Consider the following 19,228-nt stretch of genomic DNA (forward strand, 5'->3'; position numbering starts at 1 on the left):
TATAAAATCCCATAAAAACAGGAGCTTAACTCCTGTTTTTTATATCACTTATGAGGTACAGAATATGACATCAATTCACCCATGTTTTCCTCTTCCGATTGAAAATAGCGCGGCAGAGCTACTACTCATGCCTTGCCCCGGAACAAAAGGAGTTCCATTACAGGAAACCCTAAAACAGTTAAAAACAAAAGAGAAGGTCGATGCGCTAATCACCTTAATGACCTCTGAAGAGCTATTAAAGAATCAATTGGTAGAGTTAGGCGGGTCGGTAAAAGAGCTAGGCATATCTTGGTTCCATCTGCCAATTACCGATGACCACGCACCTAGCGACGATTTTTTAACACTTTGGGAAACGGCAGGCCCGGCTATACACCGTTTACTAGAACAGGGTAAACGAGTTGCCATTCATTGCAAGGGCGGGACAGGGCGAACGGGACTCGTTGCTGCACAAATCCTAGTAGAGCGCGGCGAAAATTTGGAAAAAGTAATGACACGTATTAAAAAAAGACGACCGAACGCTTTTACACTCACTTGCCATCAAGACTATTTAAAATCGTTAGCCGAAAAATTACAATAAAATTTATTTGCAGGAAATTCACATATGACAATTAAAGTTGGTATCAATGGATTTGGCCGGATTGGCCGTTTAGTATTACGCGCCGCCTATGGATGGCCTGACGTTGAATTTATACAAATTAATGATTGTGCTGGCGATACCGCGACGCTTGCTCATCTGCTTGAATTTGACTCCATTCAAGGACGTTGGCACGAACAAGTAACCGTTGATCAAAACAATATATTAATTGGTGACCATAAAATAGCCTGTACACAGGAAAAACTTATCGCTGCCGTCGATTGGTCCGCCTGTGATGTTGTTATTGAAGCAACGGGTGTGCATCGTGATGCCAATCTTCTGCAAGTTTATTTAGACCAAGGTGTAAAACGTGTTGTTGTTTCTGCGCCAGTCAAAGCGGACTCTATTGCGAACATCGTTGTGGGTGTCAATGATGCGATTTATGATGCCAGTAAGCATCAAATTGTTACTGCGGCATCCTGCACAACCAATTGCCTTGCACCTGTTATTAAAGTGATTAATGAAAAACTTGGCATTGAACAGGTCTGTTTTACCACGATTCACGATTTAACCAATACGCAAACCATCTTAGATGCACCGCACAAAGATCTACGTCGAGCACGAGCCTGTGGAATGAGCCTCATTCCAACCACAACAGGTTCGGCGAAGGCCATTGTTGAAATTTTTCCAGAGCTTAAAGACCGTATTAATGGTCATGCCGTTCGCGTACCCTTAGCCAATGCCTCATTAACCGACATTGTTATCGACGTAAGCCGTGATACCGACGTCGCAGAGGTCAATGCTTTACTGAAAAGTGCAGCAGAGAATGAGCTGAAAGGTATCCTTGGTTATGAAGAAAAGCCATTAGTATCTATCGATTACCGTGGCGATCAACGATCAACTATCGTCGATGCCTTATCCACCATGGTAGTGGGTTCACGGATGGTGAAAATTTATGCTTGGTATGACAATGAAATGGGGTATGCAACGCGCACCGCTGAGTTAATGCGTATCGTTGGGTTGTCAGATAAATAATGCTAAATAAACTCTCTGTTGAATTAAAACAATACTTAATTATCACCACTAACTATTGGGCGTTTACCTTAACGGACGGCGCCCTGAGAATGTTGGTCGTTTTGTATTTTCATCAGTTGGGTTATAGCGCCTTAGAAGTCGCCTTTCTGTTTCTGTTTTACGAGTTTTTTGGTGTCGTCACCAACTTGTTAGGCGGATGGTTAGGCGCACGCTTAGGTTTAAATAAAACCATGAATATTGGCCTGTTAATGCAGGTCATTGCGCTGTTGATGCTCGCCCTACCCAATGATTGGTTAATCATTCCTTGGGTTATGTTAGCTCAAGCCCTCTCTGGTATTGCCAAAGACCTTAACAAAATGAGCGCCAAAAGTGCCATAAAACTTCTGGTTAAAGATGAACAACAGGGTACGCTTTATAAGTGGGTAGCCATTTTAACGGGCTCAAAAAACACTCTAAAAGGGGTGGGATTTTTTCTTGGTGGTTTATTACTGACTTTAGTTGGTTTTCAAAGTGCCATGCTATTAATGGCGGCCATGATCTTTATTGTCTATAGCGCAAGTATGCTGTTACTTAAAAAAGAGCTAGGCAAAGCAAGTCGAAAAATAAAATTCACCGAGCTATTTTCCAAAAGTCGTCCTATTAATATTCTCTCAGCGGCAAGGCTGTTTTTATTTGCCTCTCGTGATGTTTGGTTTGTTGTCGCACTACCTGTTTACCTGAGTGAGACGCTAGACTGGACACCGTGGAGTGTGGGTGGCTTAATGGCACTGTGGGTTATCATCTATGGCGGCATTCAATCAATTGCACCTTATTTTACTGGTAAACGTTCGGGCAAAGTCCCAGCGGGAAAAACAGCCGTTATCTGGGCAACTACACTAGCAATGACCCCACTATTAGTTATCGCCTCTTTACAAGGGGGTAGTGATTGGTTTATTGCCGGGCTATTTTTATTTGGTGCGTTATTTGCTATTAACTCATCATTACATAGTTATTTAATCGTCAGTTATGCGCAACGTGATGCCGTATCACTGGATATAGGCTTTTATTATATGGCTAATGCACTCGGACGATTAATTGGTACACTTCTCTCTGGGTGGGTCTTTGTTAGTTTTGGCTTATCAGCTTGTCTGCTGGTATCGGCACTTTTTATTGTCACTGCTGCCTTGATCTCTTTGTTACTACCGCAGCAGGCGCAGCCATCTTAATATTGCATAATGATGGTTAATGGGTATATATTGTGCGCCCGCAAATAATTCCTTTTATTGAGATTTTTTATGTTGTTGCTGATCAGCCTATTCGCACTATTTCTTGGCCCAATTACTTACCGCATATTACAGCGTCAATCGGGTTGGATAGACCTGGTTGATGCATTTATATTTGTGACCATCTCCGGTTTAGTCTTATTCCACATTCTTCCAGAGTTATTACACAGTGGTGGTTTAATTGTATTAGTATTAATGGCTTTGGGCATATTAGCACCGAGTTGGATAGAAAAATATTTTCATAAAGCCGCGCATCAAGCACATCAAACAACATTATTTCTGGGTATTTTAGGGCTAATATTGCACGCTAGCATTGATGGTTCAGTGCTTATTTTTGATCCGGATAATCACACCAGTTGGTTACTTGCCCTTGGAGTATTACTACATAGATTTCCCGTTGGCTTAACAATTTGGTGGTTATTACGCCCGCAATATGGCCGTGCACTGCCAATTTTCATTTTAACATGTATGTCCATTGCCACCTTGATTGGTGCCTATTATGCCGATTACTCTTTAGCACAACTAGACGGACAATGGCTAGCTTGGTTACAAGCTTTTGTCATGGGCTCGATTATGCATGTGGTCTTACATCGCCCCTATTTTCATGGGCATGGTCAAGAGACACCCCCATCCGAAAATAAATATGCAGCGGGAATTGGCAGCCTGATAGGTTTGTTAGTGTTAGGCTCCGTTTTATTACCACACTGGCTTGGCTATATTGAACATCATCACGACCATGGTGCTATTGCTACTACCGAAGCACATCATTACGACCATCAACATATCGAAGCAAGCAACGAAGCGCTGCATGATGATCACGACCATCAACATATCGCAACAAGCAACGAAGCGCTACATGATGATCACGACCATCAACATATCGCAACAAGCAACGAAGCGCTGCATGATGATCACGACCATCAACATATCGCAACAAGCAACGAAGCGCTGCATGATGATCACGACCATCAACATATCGCAACAAGCAACGAAGCGCTGCATGATGATCACGACCATCAACATATCGCAACAAGCAATGAAGCGTTGCATGATGATCATGACCATCAACATATCGCAGCAAGCAACGAAACGCTGCATGATGATCACGACCATCAACATATCGCAGTAAGCAACGAAACGCTGCATGATGATCAAGGCAACAAAATAGCAAATAGTGGTGATACCGATGAGCATCGTCAACATAATACAGCACTGACACTAATTAACTTCACCAATATCGCTATGCATAGTGCGCCAATGCTATTGTTGGCATATTTCCTCAGTGCCTTAATGCATTATTTTAAACCTAAGTTTTCGATATTACCGGTTCAAGACAGCCAAACATTCTTTGCTGACTCATTAAAGGGGGTTGCCTACGGTTTACCCCTGCCCATCTGTTCTCCTAGTGCAACTAAAATGCACCAACACCTACTTTCCATGGGGGCTAATCAAACCTTTGCCACTGCCTTTTTAATTGCCGCCCCCATTGTAGGATTTGATGCGCTGTTAATTTCGTGGCCATTACTAGGCGAGCAGTTATTACTCTTACGCATCGTTTTAGCCGCACTCTTTGCATTGCTAATTGCATGGGTCATAGGCCGTCATTTTAAATTACAACACACTACATCGGCAGCAAACACGAACCAATGTGAGCACTCAAGCTCACGATTTGTAAATGCTGTGAAGCAAGGTTATCAACACCAGTTAGATCATACAGCCCCATGGGTTTTATTAGGCTGGATGCTGGCAGCAACCCTCTCTGCAGCCTCTGTTTGGGACTTTTTTGGACAAGCTCTTTGGTTACAAGTAATAGTAATGATTGCCGTTGCATTTCCCTTTGCACTCTGTGCCACGGGCATCACACCTGTCATTGCAATGCTATTATTGGCAGGCTTATCACCGGGAGCTGCCATCGCCTTCTTTTTAATTGCACCAACAATCAGTATTGAGCTATTAAAAATGATTCGCCAGCAACAGGGGGTTTTTGCTGCAATGAGTTTAGCGATGCTAATGGTGGGAGGAGCATTTATTATCGGCCTAGGAATCAATCAATATATTGATACGATTTCGTTATCCTGGCTGCAACAGCAGGGCAATTACAGTTGGTGGCAAATTATCAGTTTATGCATTATCTTAACACTCTACTTAAGCTCATTACTGCGCCGTGGAGCACGTAGCTTTATTGCCGAATTAGTTCCTAAAAGCTTTATGAAGATACGTCATAAACACCATTAATCGGCTTAACACTTTTCGAGAGTATTAGAAATGATAAAGCCCCAATATTGGGGCTTTATTTCATTATTTCAGAAGCTAAATTTATGCGTTGTTATTTTTACGACGCAAACCGAATCCGATTAATCCGATACCAAATATAGCTAATGCAGAGGGAGCAGGTACTGCGGCTGCAATACTCTCTTTTGACATCACATCCCAATTTTGGCCATCATTTGTAAATCTCACTGTACTTGGTCCATTACAGCAGCTTTCCGCCCAGTATATTTCCAATAAATGGCTACCAACTGAGATATCAATATCATGTGCTTTCATAACATCGCTATTAGCCCAGTCTGTACTCCACCATAAATCATCGCTTCTATTTGTTAGTAAAAGCCCATCAAGATATAACGCAGCACCATAGTGTGCATCTAATCCAGCTTCAACACCCCAAGTCCCAGTCGCACCTATAGTAAAATCAACTGAAAAATGATTAATGGTATTATTTCCAGTTTTATAAAGCTCAAATGCATCGATAGCGTTCGTTGTAACCGTTGAACTTTGGCTATTCCAAGAGCTAATGAAATCACTGCTATCAATCATAGCTGCATTATCAATCGTTCTTGTTGCAACAGTCATTAGTGACGCAGAAGCATTAGCTGAAATTACCATCGTGGTGGCGAATATTGCGGTAGAGAATACTTTAGAGATATTCATTTATCTTCCTTGAGTTAATTATTTTAAACGTAACGAAGCCTTAAATTGCAAATATCAAGCCAATAAATAAAAACACTTAAATATCAACACAATATAGGCGAACATTAGAATTCAAAAACCATTAGTGTAATTTTTTTCGACATACATGTTGTTTTTTCGGTATTTATTTTACACTTATAATCTATTCTTTATAAAAATCAACAAGCTCCTACGATAATCATTTATTGTTACCCGAAAAGAAAAGCGTGCATATCTTTAACCTTCAGCGTAATAACGTTTTAAAACCGCCATCGCTTCATTCAAAGCTTGCGCTGTTGCAACAGCACCTCCTTTATCGGGGTGATGCCTAGCTAAAAGCTGCCGATATCGTTTTTTAACCATCGCCAAATCACAGGGTTCATTTAACTCAAATAGTGCTAAAGCACTCTGCTTTTCACTATCATCGCTCATTTTCAACCAAAAACTAGCCAGTAAATTATCAACCTCTTCGCCGCTAGTATTATGCAAATTATTTATGTCTAGATAATATGCACGCAACGGATCTCTATTAACTAAACTGGTTGGCTGTTGTGCAATAACACTTTGCGGCAACCATTGAATGTTCAGTGCCTCAATAACAATATAACCTGCTTGTTCAGATCGCAACTGATCTGAAAGCTTATAAAGTGCATGAAATAAAAGAAAATGTTGCTGGAATAAAGCCAAGTTATCAAACGGTAGGTGTTGCTGCTGTTGAAGTTGTTGCTCCTGTAACAGCTTTAATAAATCATACTCTTTGATCCCTTCGGGGTGACTTTTAACAAGTTTTAGCAAAATGCTATTTTGATAATTTATCACTGATTATAGTCATCCCAAGCGCAGGTGGATTGATTAGCTCGCGTTTAATGGAAGAGTTACATCATCAACACTTTGTGAATACTTTAAAACGTTGATGATGATACCAATTCCGGTAAGTATGTGATCTAAATTTTGCGCAGGAAAAACAGCTTAATTCAAGGCGTAATTTGACGTAAATGGTTATTCCCTTTGCGAAAATTACAACGCAGCAGTAAGTTGTTTTAACCAGTAAAATAGATCAGCTATTTATCGGAATTGGTATGAGAATATGGCTATTTAAACTGTTCGTGAAAAAAAGCCCATTGCGCTTTAAAAAATTGCGTCGGTTTTTGTTTGAATTGGCTACGAACAAATTGACTCATACGTCCTTCTGCATAGGCAAGTAGCATATTAGCTGCAATAGCCTCATCAACCCCTAACTTACCGCCATCAAGAATTGGTTTCTCTCTTAACACCTGTTTAATTTGCGATTCTAATTTGGAAAATAAATGCTCGATACGTGATTGTAATCGCTCATGTTCACCCAACAATGCATCACCCGTTAAGATACGCGTGATGCCCGGATTTTGTTCTGCGAAACCAAGCAAAAAATACAAGATATGTTCAATACGAATTAACGTTTGCTTTTGCTGATCTTTAATAAGGTTAATTTGTGTAAATATGGTCGTCTCAATAAAATCAATTAACCCTTCAAACATTCTCGCCTTACTCGGGAAATGACGATACAACGCCGCCTCAGAGACACCCACTTCAGCAGCAAGTTTTGCCGTAGTGATACGTTGCCCAGGCTTCCCCTCTAACATAATGGCTAACGCGCGTAAGATATCATCTTTACGGTTTACCTTTTTCTTTTCTGTTTTTGTCACCATTGTTAACAACATCCTTTGTTATTTAATTTGTCCCTGAGTGCCCAAAACCACCTTCCCCACGCGCACTACCATCAAAGCTATCAACCACTTCGAATGTTGCTTGTACCACAGGCAAGAAAACCAATTGCGCTAAACGTTCACCTGGCTGCAAAGTAAAAGCGGTTGCACTGCGATTCCAACAAGAAACCATTAATGGCCCCTGATAATCAGAATCAATAAGGCCGACTAAATTTCCTAATACGATACCGTGCTTATGACCTAAGCCTGAGCGAGGCAATATCGTTGCAGCTAACGTTGGATCTGCAATATGAATCGCGATGCCTGTTGGTATAAGCTGCGTTTCACCCGGAGCTATGCTTATTGGGCTATCAATACAAGCGCGTAAATCCATACCTGCCGAGCCTATTGTGGCATATTCAGGCAATGGAAACTCTTTACCAATACGGGGATCAAGAATTTTTAGTTCAATTTGTTTCATTATATTTCCTATTTTCTTAATCGTTATTCGTCGTAGAATATTGTTGATGAATAACTTCAAGCAATTGCTGGGCAACCTTTTTTTTATCAGCAAGTGTTATATCAAATCGCTGCTTGGCAGCAAACACCGTTAATGCATTTTTTTCACTATTAAAGCCTTGATCAGCTTTAGCTACATCATTAGCTGCAATCAAATCTAAATTTTTACGTTGCAGTTTATCGAGAGCATAAGCTTCTACATTTTCAGTTTCCGCAGCAAAACCGACACAAAATGGGCGATCTAAATGATTTGCGACATCGGCAATAATATCTGGGTTTTCACTAAATGAAGCGTTAAATTCTCAACTCCAGATTGCTTTTTCATTTTTTCCTGGGCAATCACTTCGGGGCGATAATCGGCGACCGCAGCACAGGCAATAAAAATATCGCAATGGTCAAGAGTCTGCAAACTTGCAGCATGCATATCTAATGCACTTTTAATATCAATTCGATTAATATTAGCCGCACAGGTTAACGCGACGGGACCTGTAATAAGGGTAACATTTGCCCCCATTTTTTGCGCTACCTCTGCCAATGCAAAACCCATTTTTCCCGAACTATGGTTACTGATATAACGAACAGGATCCAACGCTTCTTGTGTCGGACCTGCTGTAATCGTAATATTTACATTTTTAAAAATAGCTTTTTGTGGTGCAAAAAAATCAACCACGAGATCAACTAATTGATGCGCTTCGAGCATTCGACCAGGACCAATATCACCACAGGCTTGTGGCCCTTCTCCCGGCCCCCAAATATGCATGCCGCGCTGAGCCAAAACAGCAATATTCTCCTGTGTAGCAGAGGCGAGATACATCTCCATATTCATCGCAGGAGAAACCGCTATCGGTGCAGGGCTTGCTAAACAAAGCGTGGTTAATAATTCATCGGCAAATCCTGCGCGTAAACGAGCAATAAGGTTCGCCGTTGCCGGAGCAAGTAAAATAAGATCTGCCCATTTCGCAAGCTCAATATGTCCCATACCCGATTGTGCATTAGGATCCAGTAGATCATCAGCCACGGCATGGCCAGAAACAGCTTGCATTGTGAGGGGGGTGATAAAAGATTTTGCAGATGTCGTCATAACCACGCGTACATCCGCACCAAACTCCGTTAATCGACGAGTTAGTTCAACACATTTATAAGCAGCAATGCCACCAGCAATACCTAATAAAATCTTTTTTCCCGCTAAGGGTGAAGAAACAGACATAACGACCACTCTAATCACTATCCCCTAGTTATTTAGGGGTAATTAAAAAGAGCAATAGGATACCACAAACTTTTCCTGCACGATGTGAAAATATCGACTAGATTTAATATCACCATTATGTAACAAAAAAGTCTTGCATGAGTAAATTAAAAGATTGGCCACAACAAGAAAGACCACGAGAAAAACTACTCGCACAGGGCACTGACGCGCTTTCTGATGCAGAATTGCTCGCTATTTTTCTAAGAACAGGCTGCAAAGGAACGGACGTGGTGACGCTTGCTCGCCACTTAATTAGTGAATTTGGCTCGCTACATGCCCTTTTTGGCGCATCGGAATCTCACTTCTGCGCTAAAAAGGGGCTAGGAAAAGCCAAATATGTGCAATTGCAAGCCGTATTAGAAATGTCTCGCCGTTACTTACAGGAGCCGCTACAAAATGGCCAGCCATTAACGAGTGCCGCACAAACCAAATCATTTTTACAAGCTAAGATGCACCATTTACCCTACGAAGTGTTTGCTGCGCTATTGCTCGATAGTCAACATCGCATTATCCGTTTCCATGAGTTTTTCTTTGGTTCCATTGATAGTGCAACGGTTCATACTCGTGTTATCGCACAAAAAGTATTAGCAGATAATGCCGCCGCCATTATTTTGGTACATAACCATCCATCGGGAGATCCAACAGCCAGTATTGCCGATAGAAAAATCACTGAAAAAATCATATCTGCAATGCAACTGATCGATGTGCGCGTTTTAGATCATTTCATTATTGGGTATAAAAAATGTACCTCTTTTGCTGAAAATGGATGGATTTAACGCTTAAATTCACACTTTTGTTGATCTTTCATACGTATTCATGTATAAAATGCGCCCTCGACGCCTTTGGCGACGGCTAAAAAAGGTGTTCGACTATTTTGCTCGAGTAAAATTTATTATTTTGGAGAATTACGACATGTCTAGAGTATGTCAAGTTACAGGCAAGCGTCCAGCTGTTGGTAACAATGTATCACACGCAAAGAACCACACACGACGTCGTTTTTTACCTAACCTACAAACACACCGTTTTTGGGTTGAGAGTGAAAACCGTTTTGTTAAATTACGCCTAACCACTAAAGGTATGCGTATCATCGATAAAAAAGGTATTGATGCAGTATTAGCTGATATCCGTGCCAATGGTGAAAAAGTTTAAGGAGCTTTAAAATGCGTGATAAAATTCGTTTAAATTCAAGTGCTGGTACTGGCCATTTTTATACTACTGATAAAAATAAAAAGACGATGCCTGAAAAGTTTGAAATCAAAAAATTTGACCCTGTTGTACGTAAGCACGTTATGTACAAAGAAGGCAAAATCAAGTAATTTTGATTTTATCTAATAAAAACCCAGTTTATACTGGGTTTTTTTATGCCTGCTAAAAATGAAAAAGGATAAATAATATGCGTTTATCACGTAAAGGTTGGAACAATGTACTTATCTTTGCCGTTTTCACTATTATTTTTATCTTCAATTTTGGCCATAAATTAACCGCGAATAAAAAACCAGTCGCGTTATCCATCATCGACAAAAATCTTACCCTTGTCGAAATCAAAACCCCGGATTTTAGAGTAACCCGTGTCGGACGCAGTTGGCAGAGTCAGCCTAATTTAGGGTTATCGGCAAAGCAACTGGCAACATTAGTGAACAATTGGCAACAGTTAACGCTCAATCCACATGAGCCAATCCCCCTCGGCTCACACCCATACACCATCTTGATTTATAGTGCAGATAGAGAGGAACCTATTACGGTTAATCTGATCCAACAGGGTGATGATTACGTATTACAAACTGAGTCAAATCATGCGCTATTTTTAAATGCACAGCAGCTGCCTTTATTACTTGGTCGTTAACCCCGACAGCTAGCCTAAACAGAGTATTTATATGCCCGAATTACCAGAAGTTGAAACCAGCCGTCGAGGTATCAGCCCGCATCTTATTAATAAAGAGATAAAAGGGCTTACTCTGCGACATACACAGTTGCGCTGGAAGATCCCCGAAGACCTGTTAAGCCATATTAATAGAGAGCGGCTAATCAGCATTGACCGCCGAGCTAAGTATCTATTACTTAATTTTGCTACTGGTACTGTATTAATTCACCTAGGCATGTCAGGCAGTTTGCGAATTTGCCCTTTAAATAGCCACGCACAAAAACACGACCATGTTGATTTCATCTTTTCTGATTGCCTCTTACGCTACACCGATCCTCGTCGATTTGGAGCAATACTGTGGTTAGGTAAAACGCCACAAGACTCTCCACTACTTAATCAACTAGGTCCAGAGCCACTTGATGATGATTTCAATGCAAGCTACCTATATCGCAACGCAGAGAAGCGTAAACTGCCCGTTAAGCAATTTATTATGGATCAGAAGGTGGTAACGGGTGTAGGAAACATATACGCCTCAGAGGCGCTATTTAGAGCCGCTATTAATCCAGCTCGTAGTGCAGGTAATATATCGCAAAAACGCTATGCACTACTGGTCGAGGCAATTAAGGATATTTTACACAAAGCGATTCAACAGGGTGGAACAACCCTAAAAGATTTTGTCGGTGGGGATGGTAAGCCCGGCTATTTCCAGCAAACATTACAAGTTTATGGCAAAAGTGGAGAACAATGCCCACATTGTAAAACGCCACTTAAAAGCATTAAACTTGCGGCAAGAAATAGTGTTTATTGCCCTAAATGCCAGCGCTAAATCCACAAGCATTTAGCGATAGAAACCATTACATATTGGCTTCATTTGGCTGGGCAAGCCAACGTTTTGCTGCAACCATATTGTCAAACATTTGAATTTTGACACCCGCTTCCCGATATAGCTTCTCGAGTTGCTTAGAAATAAGCAAGGAACCAATCGGGTTAATCAGCACGATAGCAGAACGATCTAGCCCTTTGGTTTTTTTCCAAAGATTTACCTCCGTTAATTTTTGTGCTGCATCGGGCGTAAACAAACTTTCTTCGTGAAGAATAATAATCTGATCCCACACCCCGACGTTCACAGCCAGCCACTCGACAGAATTGCATAGATCAGCATGGTAATGGGTTATCAATTCAAGATTAAAGGGACCTTTGGCATCAATAATCAAAGTATTGCTATCAATATCAATGTTATATGTTCCGTGCTCTCTATATTTATCCATTTCAAGAGATACTCATATTATTTATACATTAGACCTCATAAACGTTAGCACAATTTAAGTAACATGCCCTGCTTCGCCGCAATTTCAATCGATATACTCCCCTCTTGTAACCGCCATTGCGCATCGCTTAGTTGATCCTCTAATACGCCAGACTCAATATCCAATTGCCACAGTGGCAGATCAATTAACAGCTCATGATCGCCATTATTAATTAAGCAGATATAACATTGTTTCTGGGTAAATCGAGCGAAAGCAAAGGAGCGCCCCTGAACATTTAACCAATGAAAGTTACCGGATTGCAACGCTGTTGCCGATTTTCTTATTGCAATAAGCTTCTGTACAAATAAAAATGTTTGTAGCTTGCCGTCAGACTCAACTCTATCCCATGGAAAACAACGCCTATTATCGGGATCTCGACCGCCCTGTAAGGCAACTTCAGTACCATAATAAATACAGGGGGTTCCCACATAGGCAAACAGCATCAACAAGGCTAAATGCAGTGTTTCGATATCCTCATTTAGCATCGTTAAAAAACGCATCGTGTCATGGCTATCGAGCTGGTTAAATTGAGAAAGTTGATTTAACCAGGGTATTTTCCCGCGCGCTTCATTGAGCCATTCAACTAACTCTTGAGCATCAATTTGACAAGGTTGATAAGCAATATCTTGTTGTGCAAAAAAAGCGCGAATAGGGTGAGCAAAGCCATAATAGTTCATTGCGCCATCTTCTTGATCGCCCTGTAACCATTGTGATGCTTCGCTAAAATGTTCTCCCAACACGTAACAATTTTGATTGACCGATTTAGCGGCGTTACGAAATTCACGAACATAGTGAGCATTATTAAATGCTCCCTCACCTTCCCCTAGCATGTGGATAACATCAAAGCGCCAAGCGTCAATATTATAGGGAGGACGTAACCAATGCTTAATAACCGCATCATCACCAGCATAGATATAATCACGAACATGAGGATTGGAGAAATTCAATTTAGGTAAGGTTGCGATACCATTCCAGCCAACGTACTGCGTTGTGTCACCTTCAAACTGATAATAGTCACGATAAGGCGATGCTGGATTTGCATAAGCCCCCTCCTCATGCGTAAGCGAATTGCGTTTGTACATATCAAACCAAGGATGATCAACAGAAGTATGGTTGAATACTGCATCTAGCATGATCTTCATATCACGCCCATGCAGATCCTCCACCATTGTAGCGAATAACTTATTTGTTCCTAAATGAGAGTCTACATTGAGGTAATCGACCGTGTCATACTTATGATTACTAGGCGCACTAAAAATGGGATTTAAATAGAGTGCAGTGACACCTAGCTCTTGGAGGTAATCCAGTTTGTTATAAATCCCCTGCAGATCGCCACCAAAAAACTCACAAGCACCGTTTTTGCCATGCTCAGAAACAGCATCGCCCCACGCTTTTTTTATCGTCGGGCGTAGATCGCCACGTAAACAATATTCACCAGATTGTACGCTAATACTACTATCACCGATGGCAAAACGATCGGGAAAAATTTGATAAAAAACCTGCTCTTTAACCCATCCCGGGGGCTGATCTGTTCGATTATACTTAAAATGCCGTTCTCTACCCGATATACGCGATGTAATACCGCAGCCGTCTAACCACCATTGACGATTATTCTGTAACATTTTAAAAGCATAAAAAGTTGTTTCTTTATCCTTATTAATAGGCAACTTAGCTGACCAATATTGCAACTTTTTAGTGCACCGAACAGGTTTCATCGGAATCAGTTTTTCTTCATTATCAGGTTCACAACGGATAAATAACTGAGAGATATCGATATCATTTGCAACGGCAACGGTCACCTTCAATACGTCACCCGATTGTACTAACCAAGCACTGTCTTGACCATGATAAATAAAAGGTATGTTCATTAATAGAATTCTCTTTATGCTCAACTTATATCAATTAATTTAGCACTAAACAAAGAAAGTAAGGAAGTACTTTTACTCGATAGCAATGCGCAACTCACAACATAAACTCTCCGAAGTCACTCATAATAAGTAAAAGAGGAAAGTAGCACGATCATCTATATAGCCCATCATTGCGAGGCAAAGTTAATTGTTTTGATGCTTTAAAAGTGCTTCTTTAACACATTGCGGAGCAAGTTCATCAATATTACCGCCATGCTTATAGACTTCTTTGACAACGGTTGAAGAGATAAACCCCGTGTGACAATTGGCAGCCAAGAGGATAGTTTCTAATTGAGGGTTTAAGGTGCGGTTCACCTGTGAAAGTTGAATTTCATAATCGGCATCACTCGCTCCACGAATACCTCGGATTAAAGCCTCTGCATTATGCTCATTGGCAAATTCAGCAAGCAATCCAGAAAAGGGAATGACATCGATTCCCTTGATATCAGCGGTTGCCAGCGCGACTAACTCGCACCGTTCAGTTAAACTCAACAGCGGTTTTTTACTGGTATTGATAGCTACGGCAATGATCACTCGATCCGCTAAACGACTCGCTCGGCAAATAAGATCAAGGTGACCATTGGTTATAGGATCAAAGAAGAACGGGAAAAATGACCGTTTTCACTGTTATTTTACCACCGCATCATTGATTGCTTTTAAATCATCACGCGCTGATTCAGCATTCCAATACAGGGTATACCAAGGCTCAGGGTGATCCGCGGAGCGTAAGCTTTGCTTCGGAAATTCAATGGATAAGTAGTTATCATCAAAGGAATAAACGGAAGCACCAATTTTAACATCGCTAGCAATCCAAAATATAATTAGGGCAACAAGCGGGTAAACAAATAATATCTTAAACATAAATAACCTATTAATTTAAATATAAAAAATATTAGCTAAAGCTAACCGTCTCTTTTGACTGCTTAAAAATAGCCGCAGATAAAAAACTCAAAAACTCTTCACCGCTGCGATCATCAATCCATTGACCATCAATATAGTTGTAATGATGGCCATTTTCTAATGTAGCTAACCAAACCTGATGCAATGGCTGCTGACGATTAATAATCAGCTTAGATCTATTTTCAAACTCCAGCGTTAATAGACCACCATTTTGGTCATAATCAATATCGGCACCAGACTCTTCGATCTTATCTTCAATTTTTCGGTAAAGCTGATCTGCAATTTCTTGAAATTCGCTATCATTCATATACTGCCCTTTGCTTTTATACAATGAAATGAGATTATACCTGTAAAGAAGTGAGATAATAATGGAAAATGTACAATTTGGCACCCTCAAATAGCTTGCCTACCGTACAATAAAAACAATAAACTAGGATAAGAGATGAAAAACGCTAAATTATTAATAATGATGTCTATTCTTTCTTTTTCAATCGCTGCCTGTGGAATGAAGGGGCCACTTTATCAAGCCCCTGCTAGTGACACAAAAGAAGCAGCAAAAGAAACACAATTACCACGACAAGAAAACACAGATATCGACAATGAAGCGAATAACAGCTAGAGATAAATCACACAAGCGATAGCATTAATAACGATGACATTTGCCTATCACGACGTTTAATAACATTTAGAATGACAAAGGAGTTGAAATTGGATCACTTTAATTATCAAGATGATGGTCGCCTTTTTGCTGAAGGAATTGCTGTTGAAGAAATTGTAAAAAAATCGGGCACACCGGTTTACGTCTATTCACGAGCCACCATTGAACGTCATTGGAATGCATTTAGTCAAGCGGCTGGTGATTATCCTCATCTTATCTGTTACGCGGTTAAAGCTAACTCGAATTTAGGCGTGCTAAACTTAATGGCACGTTTAGGTTCGGGATTTGACATTGTCTCGGTAGGTGAGTTATTACGCGTGATCCACCCGGTGGTGACCCCACTAAAGTTGTTTTTTCAGGTGTAGGTAAAACCGAAGTTGAAATAGCCACGGCATTACAAGCGAATATTCACTGTTTTAATATTGAATCGATTTCTGAACTGTATCGTATCAACGCCGTAGCCGAAAGTTTACAGAAGAAAGCCCCGATCTCAATTCGTATTAATCCCAACATTGATGCAGGCACACATCCCTACATATCAACGGGCCTTAAAGAGAACAAATTTGGCATTGATATCGAACAGGCTAGTACTGTCTATCATTTAGCTAATGAACTTGAGTTTATTGAGGTCAAAGGGGTCGATTGTCATATCGGTTCACAATTAACCGAGATAGAACCTTTTCTTGAAGCTTTAGATAAACTGCTTATTTTGATTGATGAATTAGCGGAACAAGGAATTACGATTGCACACCTTGATCTAGGCGGTGGCTTAGGCGTACCTTACGATAAAGAAACACCTCCCGAACCAAGTCAATACATGAAAGCCATTGTTGCGAAAATGGGCTCACGTAAATTGAAGCTTATTTTTGAACCCGGTCGTGCAATCATGGCAAATGCGGGGATGTTGATAACTAAAGTTGAATTCTTAAAAATCAATAGCCATAAAAGCTTTGCCATTGTCGATGCGGCGATGAATGACCTGATCCGTCCAGCATTATATAGCGCCTGGCAAAATATTATTCCACTGAATAACACCTTTGTAGATTCAGAATTACGCCCATCACGTCGCTATGATGTCGTTGGCCCAATTTGTGAAACGGGCGACTTTTTAGGTAAAGATCGTCAGCTAGCAATCGCCGAAGGTGATTATCTGGCGGTACGCAGTGCCGGAGCCTATGGTTCAACAATGAGCTCAAACTACAACTCTCGCTGCCGCCCAGCCGAAGTGATTATTGATGGGGAAAAAGCTTTTGTCGTACGTGAACGTGAAGAGCATCGAGATCTGTGGCGTGGTGAGCATGTATTACCCAAATAACCATTAACGTAGCCGTCTTTTATTTTACATGCTTTACATTTAACAACGAGAAATGATGAATATTCAATTTTCAAAAATGCACGGATTAGGCAATGACTTCATGGTCATTGATAACGTCACACAAAATGTTTTTATCTCAAAAGAGGCGATCAAGCGACTAGCTGATCGTCATTTTGGCATTGGTTTTGACCAATTATTAATGATTGAACCGCCCTACGATCCTGAAATGGACTTCCATTACCGCATCTTTAATGCTGACGGTAGTGAGGTAGAACAGTGCGGGAATGGGGCGCGATGCTTTGCGCGTTTTGTGAAAATGAAGGGGTTAACTCATAAGCGTGTGATCAATGTCAGTACGGCAAATGGTAAAATTCAACTCAAAATAGAGCAGGATGGCAATATTACCGTCGATATGGGCAAGCCCATTCTTGAGCCAGCTAAAATCCCCTTTATCGCTAAAAAAGAGGAGAAAACCTATATCTTACGCGTCGAAGACCATACGGTAATGTGCGGTGCAGTCTCTATGGGCAATCCACATTGTGTCGTGTTAGTCGATGATATCGATACGGCGCCCGTTGATACTTTAGGGCCATTACTAGAAAATCATGAACGTTTTCCAAATAGGGTAAATGTTGGCTTTTTAGAAATAAAGCGTCGAGATTATGCCCGTTTACGCGTTTGGGAACGCGGTGTGGGCGAAACAATGGCATGTGGAACGGGGGCTTGTGCGGCTGCGGTAATTGGGCAACTACAAAATAAACTCGATACCCATTGCACCATTTCCTTACCCGGTGGTGAACTACGCTTTTTTTGGCAACCAGGACAATCAGTGAGAATGACAGGCCCTGCTGAATTTGTTTATGATGGACAAATTAATATTTAAAGCGACTTTTAACGTGTTGCTTTGCAACACGTTTTATACCAATCGGATTAAGTGTGTAATCTAAATTTTGCGCAGGAAAAATTGATTAATTTGAGGCGTAAGTTGACACAAATGGTTGTTCCCTTTGCGAAACTTACAACAAAAAAGTAAGTTATTTTAACCAGTAAAATAAATCTGCTATTTATTCTGATTGGTATTATTTTACAAATTGTATTGAGCAAAGCTATGAGTCCTTTATATGTACAAATTGAAGAATATTTAAATCATCTCGCCAGTCAACGTGGACTCAGCCCAGTCACCATCCTCAACTATCGTCGAAATCTAGCTCAATTTATTGAATTATTAGAAAAAAAACAGATCACAAGTTGGCCAGAATTAGACAGTCAGCAAGTCCGCATGATGACCAAAGCGCTACACCAAACTGGTATCAAAGCGCGCTCTATTGCCACAAAATTATCTGCCCTACGCTCCTTTTTGCACTATTTAGTACAACAGAATCAATTAACTCACAATCCTGCGAAGGGCGTATCAGCCCCCAAATTAGATAAACCTTTACCAAAAAATATCTCGGTAGATGAGATGTTTCAACTGCTCGATATTGATGAACAGGATCCTCTCAGTGTTCGCGACCAATGTATGATGGAGTTAATGTATTCATCGGGGTTAAGGCTGAGTGAATTAGTTGGTATTAATCTCACGGATATTAAACTCGCAGCCAAAGAGGTCATGGTAACAGGTAAAGGCAGTAAACAACGCTTGTTACCGATTACAACAAGTGCCGCTAATGCGATTAAAGCGTGGTTGAAAATACGCCCTGAATTTTGCATTACAGGCGAGAAGGCGCTGTTCGTTTCCAAACAAAAAAAACGTATATCAACGCGCAGTGTGCAGGCCAGAATGGAAAAATGGGGATTGACACAAGCACTGCCAAGTCATATCAACCCACATAAACTGCGCCACTCATTTGCCACCCATATGCTAGAATCAAGTGGCAATCTTCGTGCTGTGCAAAGCCTATTAGGCCATGCCGATTTAGCCACTACACAAATATATACCCACCTCGATTTTCAGCACCTATCGCAGGTGTACGATCAAGCGCATCCACGTGCAAAGCGGAAAAAGTAGGA

General features: G+C 40.9%; 20 protein-coding genes and 3 pseudogenes. 13 read left to right on the forward strand and 10 right to left on the reverse strand.

The window, feature by feature from the left end:
• Positions 1-64 precede the first annotated feature (64 nt).
• From AB2N10_RS12945 to AB2N10_RS12960, 4 genes are all read left to right on the forward strand, one after another.
• Complete coding sequence (locus AB2N10_RS12945; protein WP_354622791.1) at positions 65-577, forward strand: dual specificity protein phosphatase family protein; 513 nt, start codon at positions 65-67, stop codon at positions 575-577.
• 24 nt (positions 578-601) lie between these two features.
• The gene (locus AB2N10_RS12950; protein WP_369433943.1) at positions 602-1,609 is read left to right on the forward strand and encodes an ArsJ-associated glyceraldehyde-3-phosphate dehydrogenase; all 1,008 of its coding nucleotides are present in this window, start codon (positions 602-604) and stop codon (positions 1,607-1,609) included.
• Positions 1,609-2,814: an organoarsenical effux MFS transporter ArsJ gene (arsJ, locus tag AB2N10_RS12955; RefSeq protein ID WP_354622793.1), complete on the forward strand. Its 1,206-nt coding sequence runs from the start codon at positions 1,609-1,611 to the stop codon at positions 2,812-2,814. Before AB2N10_RS12950 ends, arsJ begins: the two co-directional genes overlap by 1 nt.
• A gap of 69 nt (positions 2,815-2,883) precedes the next feature.
• On the forward strand, positions 2,884-5,106 hold the full coding sequence (locus AB2N10_RS12960; RefSeq protein WP_354622794.1) for a permease: 2,223 nt from the start codon (positions 2,884-2,886) through the stop codon (positions 5,104-5,106).
• Between the two features lie 81 nt (positions 5,107-5,187).
• On the opposite strand, the gene AB2N10_RS12965 is transcribed toward AB2N10_RS12960, so the two are convergent.
• From AB2N10_RS12965 to coaBC, 5 genes and pseudogenes are all read right to left on the reverse strand, one after another.
• A complete protein-coding gene (locus AB2N10_RS12965; protein ID WP_354622795.1) occupies positions 5,188-5,802 on the reverse strand; it encodes a CCXG family PEP-CTERM protein in 615 nt (204 codons plus the stop codon).
• Positions 5,803-6,057: 255 nt separating this feature from the next.
• Entirely contained in the window at positions 6,058-6,639 is a 582-nt protein-coding gene (locus tag AB2N10_RS12970) for a DNA-J related domain-containing protein (protein ID WP_354622796.1), read from the reverse strand.
• A gap of 272 nt (positions 6,640-6,911) precedes the next feature.
• Complete coding sequence (gene slmA / locus AB2N10_RS12975) at positions 6,912-7,508, reverse strand: nucleoid occlusion factor SlmA (protein ID WP_354622797.1); 597 nt, start codon at positions 7,506-7,508, stop codon at positions 6,912-6,914.
• 22 nt (positions 7,509-7,530) lie between these two features.
• The gene (gene dut / locus AB2N10_RS12980; protein WP_354623463.1) at positions 7,531-7,989 is read right to left on the reverse strand and encodes a dUTP diphosphatase; all 459 of its coding nucleotides are present in this window, start codon (positions 7,987-7,989) and stop codon (positions 7,531-7,533) included.
• Positions 7,990-8,002: 13 nt separating this feature from the next.
• Positions 8,003-9,231 (reverse strand): annotated as a pseudogene (gene coaBC, locus AB2N10_RS12985) (bifunctional phosphopantothenoylcysteine decarboxylase/phosphopantothenate--cysteine ligase CoaBC).
• A gap of 137 nt (positions 9,232-9,368) precedes the next feature.
• On the opposite strand from coaBC, the gene radC reads away from it, so the two are divergent.
• The 5 genes from radC to mutM all read left to right on the forward strand — a co-directional run bounded on the left by radC (position 9,369) and on the right by mutM (position 11,957).
• Positions 9,369-10,046, forward strand: a complete 678-nt coding sequence (gene radC / locus AB2N10_RS12990; RefSeq protein ID WP_354622799.1) for a DNA repair protein RadC — start codon at positions 9,369-9,371, stop codon at positions 10,044-10,046.
• A gap of 136 nt (positions 10,047-10,182) precedes the next feature.
• A complete protein-coding gene (gene rpmB, locus AB2N10_RS12995) occupies positions 10,183-10,419 on the forward strand; it encodes a 50S ribosomal protein L28 (RefSeq protein WP_354622800.1) in 237 nt (78 codons plus the stop codon).
• 11 nt (positions 10,420-10,430) lie between these two features.
• On the forward strand, positions 10,431-10,586 hold the full coding sequence (rpmG, locus tag AB2N10_RS13000; RefSeq protein ID WP_011768487.1) for a 50S ribosomal protein L33: 156 nt from the start codon (positions 10,431-10,433) through the stop codon (positions 10,584-10,586).
• A gap of 77 nt (positions 10,587-10,663) precedes the next feature.
• Positions 10,664-11,113, forward strand: coding sequence for a hypothetical protein (locus AB2N10_RS13005; RefSeq protein ID WP_354622801.1), 450 nt, complete (start codon positions 10,664-10,666; stop codon positions 11,111-11,113).
• A gap of 31 nt (positions 11,114-11,144) precedes the next feature.
• Positions 11,145-11,957, forward strand: coding sequence for a bifunctional DNA-formamidopyrimidine glycosylase/DNA-(apurinic or apyrimidinic site) lyase (gene mutM, locus AB2N10_RS13010; protein ID WP_354622802.1), 813 nt, complete (start codon positions 11,145-11,147; stop codon positions 11,955-11,957).
• A 28-nt stretch (positions 11,958-11,985) separates the two neighbouring features.
• Here the strand turns inward: mutM and AB2N10_RS13015 are convergent, their stop codons facing one another.
• From AB2N10_RS13015 to cyaY, 5 genes and pseudogenes are all read right to left on the reverse strand, one after another.
• Positions 11,986-12,399: a hypothetical protein gene (locus AB2N10_RS13015; protein ID WP_354622803.1), complete on the reverse strand. Its 414-nt coding sequence runs from the start codon at positions 12,397-12,399 to the stop codon at positions 11,986-11,988.
• Positions 12,400-12,443: 44 nt separating this feature from the next.
• Positions 12,444-14,306 (reverse strand): maltodextrin glucosidase, encoded by a 1,863-nt coding sequence (malZ, locus tag AB2N10_RS13020; protein WP_369433944.1) that lies wholly within the window; start codon positions 14,304-14,306, stop codon positions 12,444-12,446.
• A 183-nt stretch (positions 14,307-14,489) separates the two neighbouring features.
• Positions 14,490-14,945: pseudogene (coaD, locus tag AB2N10_RS13025) on the reverse strand (pantetheine-phosphate adenylyltransferase); the annotation flags it as partial.
• A 27-nt stretch (positions 14,946-14,972) separates the two neighbouring features.
• Complete coding sequence (locus AB2N10_RS13030; RefSeq protein ID WP_354622807.1) at positions 14,973-15,206, reverse strand: hypothetical protein; 234 nt, start codon at positions 15,204-15,206, stop codon at positions 14,973-14,975.
• Between the two features lie 31 nt (positions 15,207-15,237).
• On the reverse strand, positions 15,238-15,552 hold the full coding sequence (gene cyaY / locus AB2N10_RS13035) for an iron donor protein CyaY (RefSeq protein WP_354622808.1): 315 nt from the start codon (positions 15,550-15,552) through the stop codon (positions 15,238-15,240).
• A 135-nt stretch (positions 15,553-15,687) separates the two neighbouring features.
• Between cyaY and AB2N10_RS13040 the strand changes: the two genes are divergently transcribed.
• The 4 genes and pseudogenes from AB2N10_RS13040 (at position 15,688) to xerC (ending at position 19,226) form a co-directional block, all read left to right on the forward strand.
• Positions 15,688-15,864 carry a lipoprotein gene (locus AB2N10_RS13040; RefSeq protein WP_354622809.1) on the forward strand — a complete coding sequence of 59 codons (177 nt, stop codon included), beginning with the start codon at positions 15,688-15,690 and terminating at the stop codon, positions 15,862-15,864.
• Between the two features lie 89 nt (positions 15,865-15,953).
• Positions 15,954-17,218, forward strand: a pseudogene (lysA, locus tag AB2N10_RS13045) (diaminopimelate decarboxylase).
• A gap of 55 nt (positions 17,219-17,273) precedes the next feature.
• Positions 17,274-18,101, forward strand: coding sequence for a diaminopimelate epimerase (gene dapF, locus AB2N10_RS13050; protein ID WP_354622811.1), 828 nt, complete (start codon positions 17,274-17,276; stop codon positions 18,099-18,101).
• Between the two features lie 225 nt (positions 18,102-18,326).
• The gene (gene xerC / locus AB2N10_RS13055; RefSeq protein ID WP_354622812.1) at positions 18,327-19,226 is read left to right on the forward strand and encodes a tyrosine recombinase XerC; all 900 of its coding nucleotides are present in this window, start codon (positions 18,327-18,329) and stop codon (positions 19,224-19,226) included.
• Positions 19,227-19,228 lie beyond the last annotated feature (2 nt).

It is taken from the genome of Psychromonas sp. MME1 (assembly GCF_041080865.1).
GTDB lineage: Bacteria > Pseudomonadota > Gammaproteobacteria > Enterobacterales > Psychromonadaceae > Psychromonas.

What these genes read in the sequence shown, in the direction of transcription:
- AB2N10_RS12945 (WP_354622791.1), top strand. Translation starts at nt 65, where the DNA reads ATGACATCAATTCACCCATGTTTTCCTCTTCCGATTGAAAATAGCGCG.
- AB2N10_RS12950 (WP_369433943.1), top strand. Translation starts at nt 602, where the DNA reads ATGACAATTAAAGTTGGTATCAATGGATTTGGCCGGATTGGCCGTTTA.
- arsJ (WP_354622793.1), top strand. Translation starts at nt 1,609, where the DNA reads ATGCTAAATAAACTCTCTGTTGAATTAAAACAATACTTAATTATCACC.
- AB2N10_RS12960 (WP_354622794.1), top strand. Translation starts at nt 2,884, where the DNA reads ATGTTGTTGCTGATCAGCCTATTCGCACTATTTCTTGGCCCAATTACT.
- AB2N10_RS12965 (WP_354622795.1), bottom strand. Translation starts at nt 5,802, where the DNA reads ATGAATATCTCTAAAGTATTCTCTACCGCAATATTCGCCACCACGATG.
- slmA (WP_354622797.1), bottom strand. Translation starts at nt 7,508, where the DNA reads ATGGTGACAAAAACAGAAAAGAAAAAGGTAAACCGTAAAGATGATATC.
- radC (WP_354622799.1), top strand. Translation starts at nt 9,369, where the DNA reads ATGAGTAAATTAAAAGATTGGCCACAACAAGAAAGACCACGAGAAAAA.
- rpmB (WP_354622800.1), top strand. Translation starts at nt 10,183, where the DNA reads ATGTCTAGAGTATGTCAAGTTACAGGCAAGCGTCCAGCTGTTGGTAAC.
- rpmG (WP_011768487.1), top strand. Translation starts at nt 10,431, where the DNA reads ATGCGTGATAAAATTCGTTTAAATTCAAGTGCTGGTACTGGCCATTTT.
- AB2N10_RS13005 (WP_354622801.1), top strand. Translation starts at nt 10,664, where the DNA reads ATGCGTTTATCACGTAAAGGTTGGAACAATGTACTTATCTTTGCCGTT.
- mutM (WP_354622802.1), top strand. Translation starts at nt 11,145, where the DNA reads ATGCCCGAATTACCAGAAGTTGAAACCAGCCGTCGAGGTATCAGCCCG.
- AB2N10_RS13015 (WP_354622803.1), bottom strand. Translation starts at nt 12,399, where the DNA reads ATGGATAAATATAGAGAGCACGGAACATATAACATTGATATTGATAGC.
- malZ (WP_369433944.1), bottom strand. Translation starts at nt 14,306, where the DNA reads ATGAACATACCTTTTATTTATCATGGTCAAGACAGTGCTTGGTTAGTA.
- AB2N10_RS13030 (WP_354622807.1), bottom strand. Translation starts at nt 15,206, where the DNA reads ATGTTTAAGATATTATTTGTTTACCCGCTTGTTGCCCTAATTATATTT.
- cyaY (WP_354622808.1), bottom strand. Translation starts at nt 15,552, where the DNA reads ATGAATGATAGCGAATTTCAAGAAATTGCAGATCAGCTTTACCGAAAA.
- AB2N10_RS13040 (WP_354622809.1), top strand. Translation starts at nt 15,688, where the DNA reads ATGAAAAACGCTAAATTATTAATAATGATGTCTATTCTTTCTTTTTCA.
- dapF (WP_354622811.1), top strand. Translation starts at nt 17,274, where the DNA reads ATGAATATTCAATTTTCAAAAATGCACGGATTAGGCAATGACTTCATG.
- xerC (WP_354622812.1), top strand. Translation starts at nt 18,327, where the DNA reads ATGAGTCCTTTATATGTACAAATTGAAGAATATTTAAATCATCTCGCC.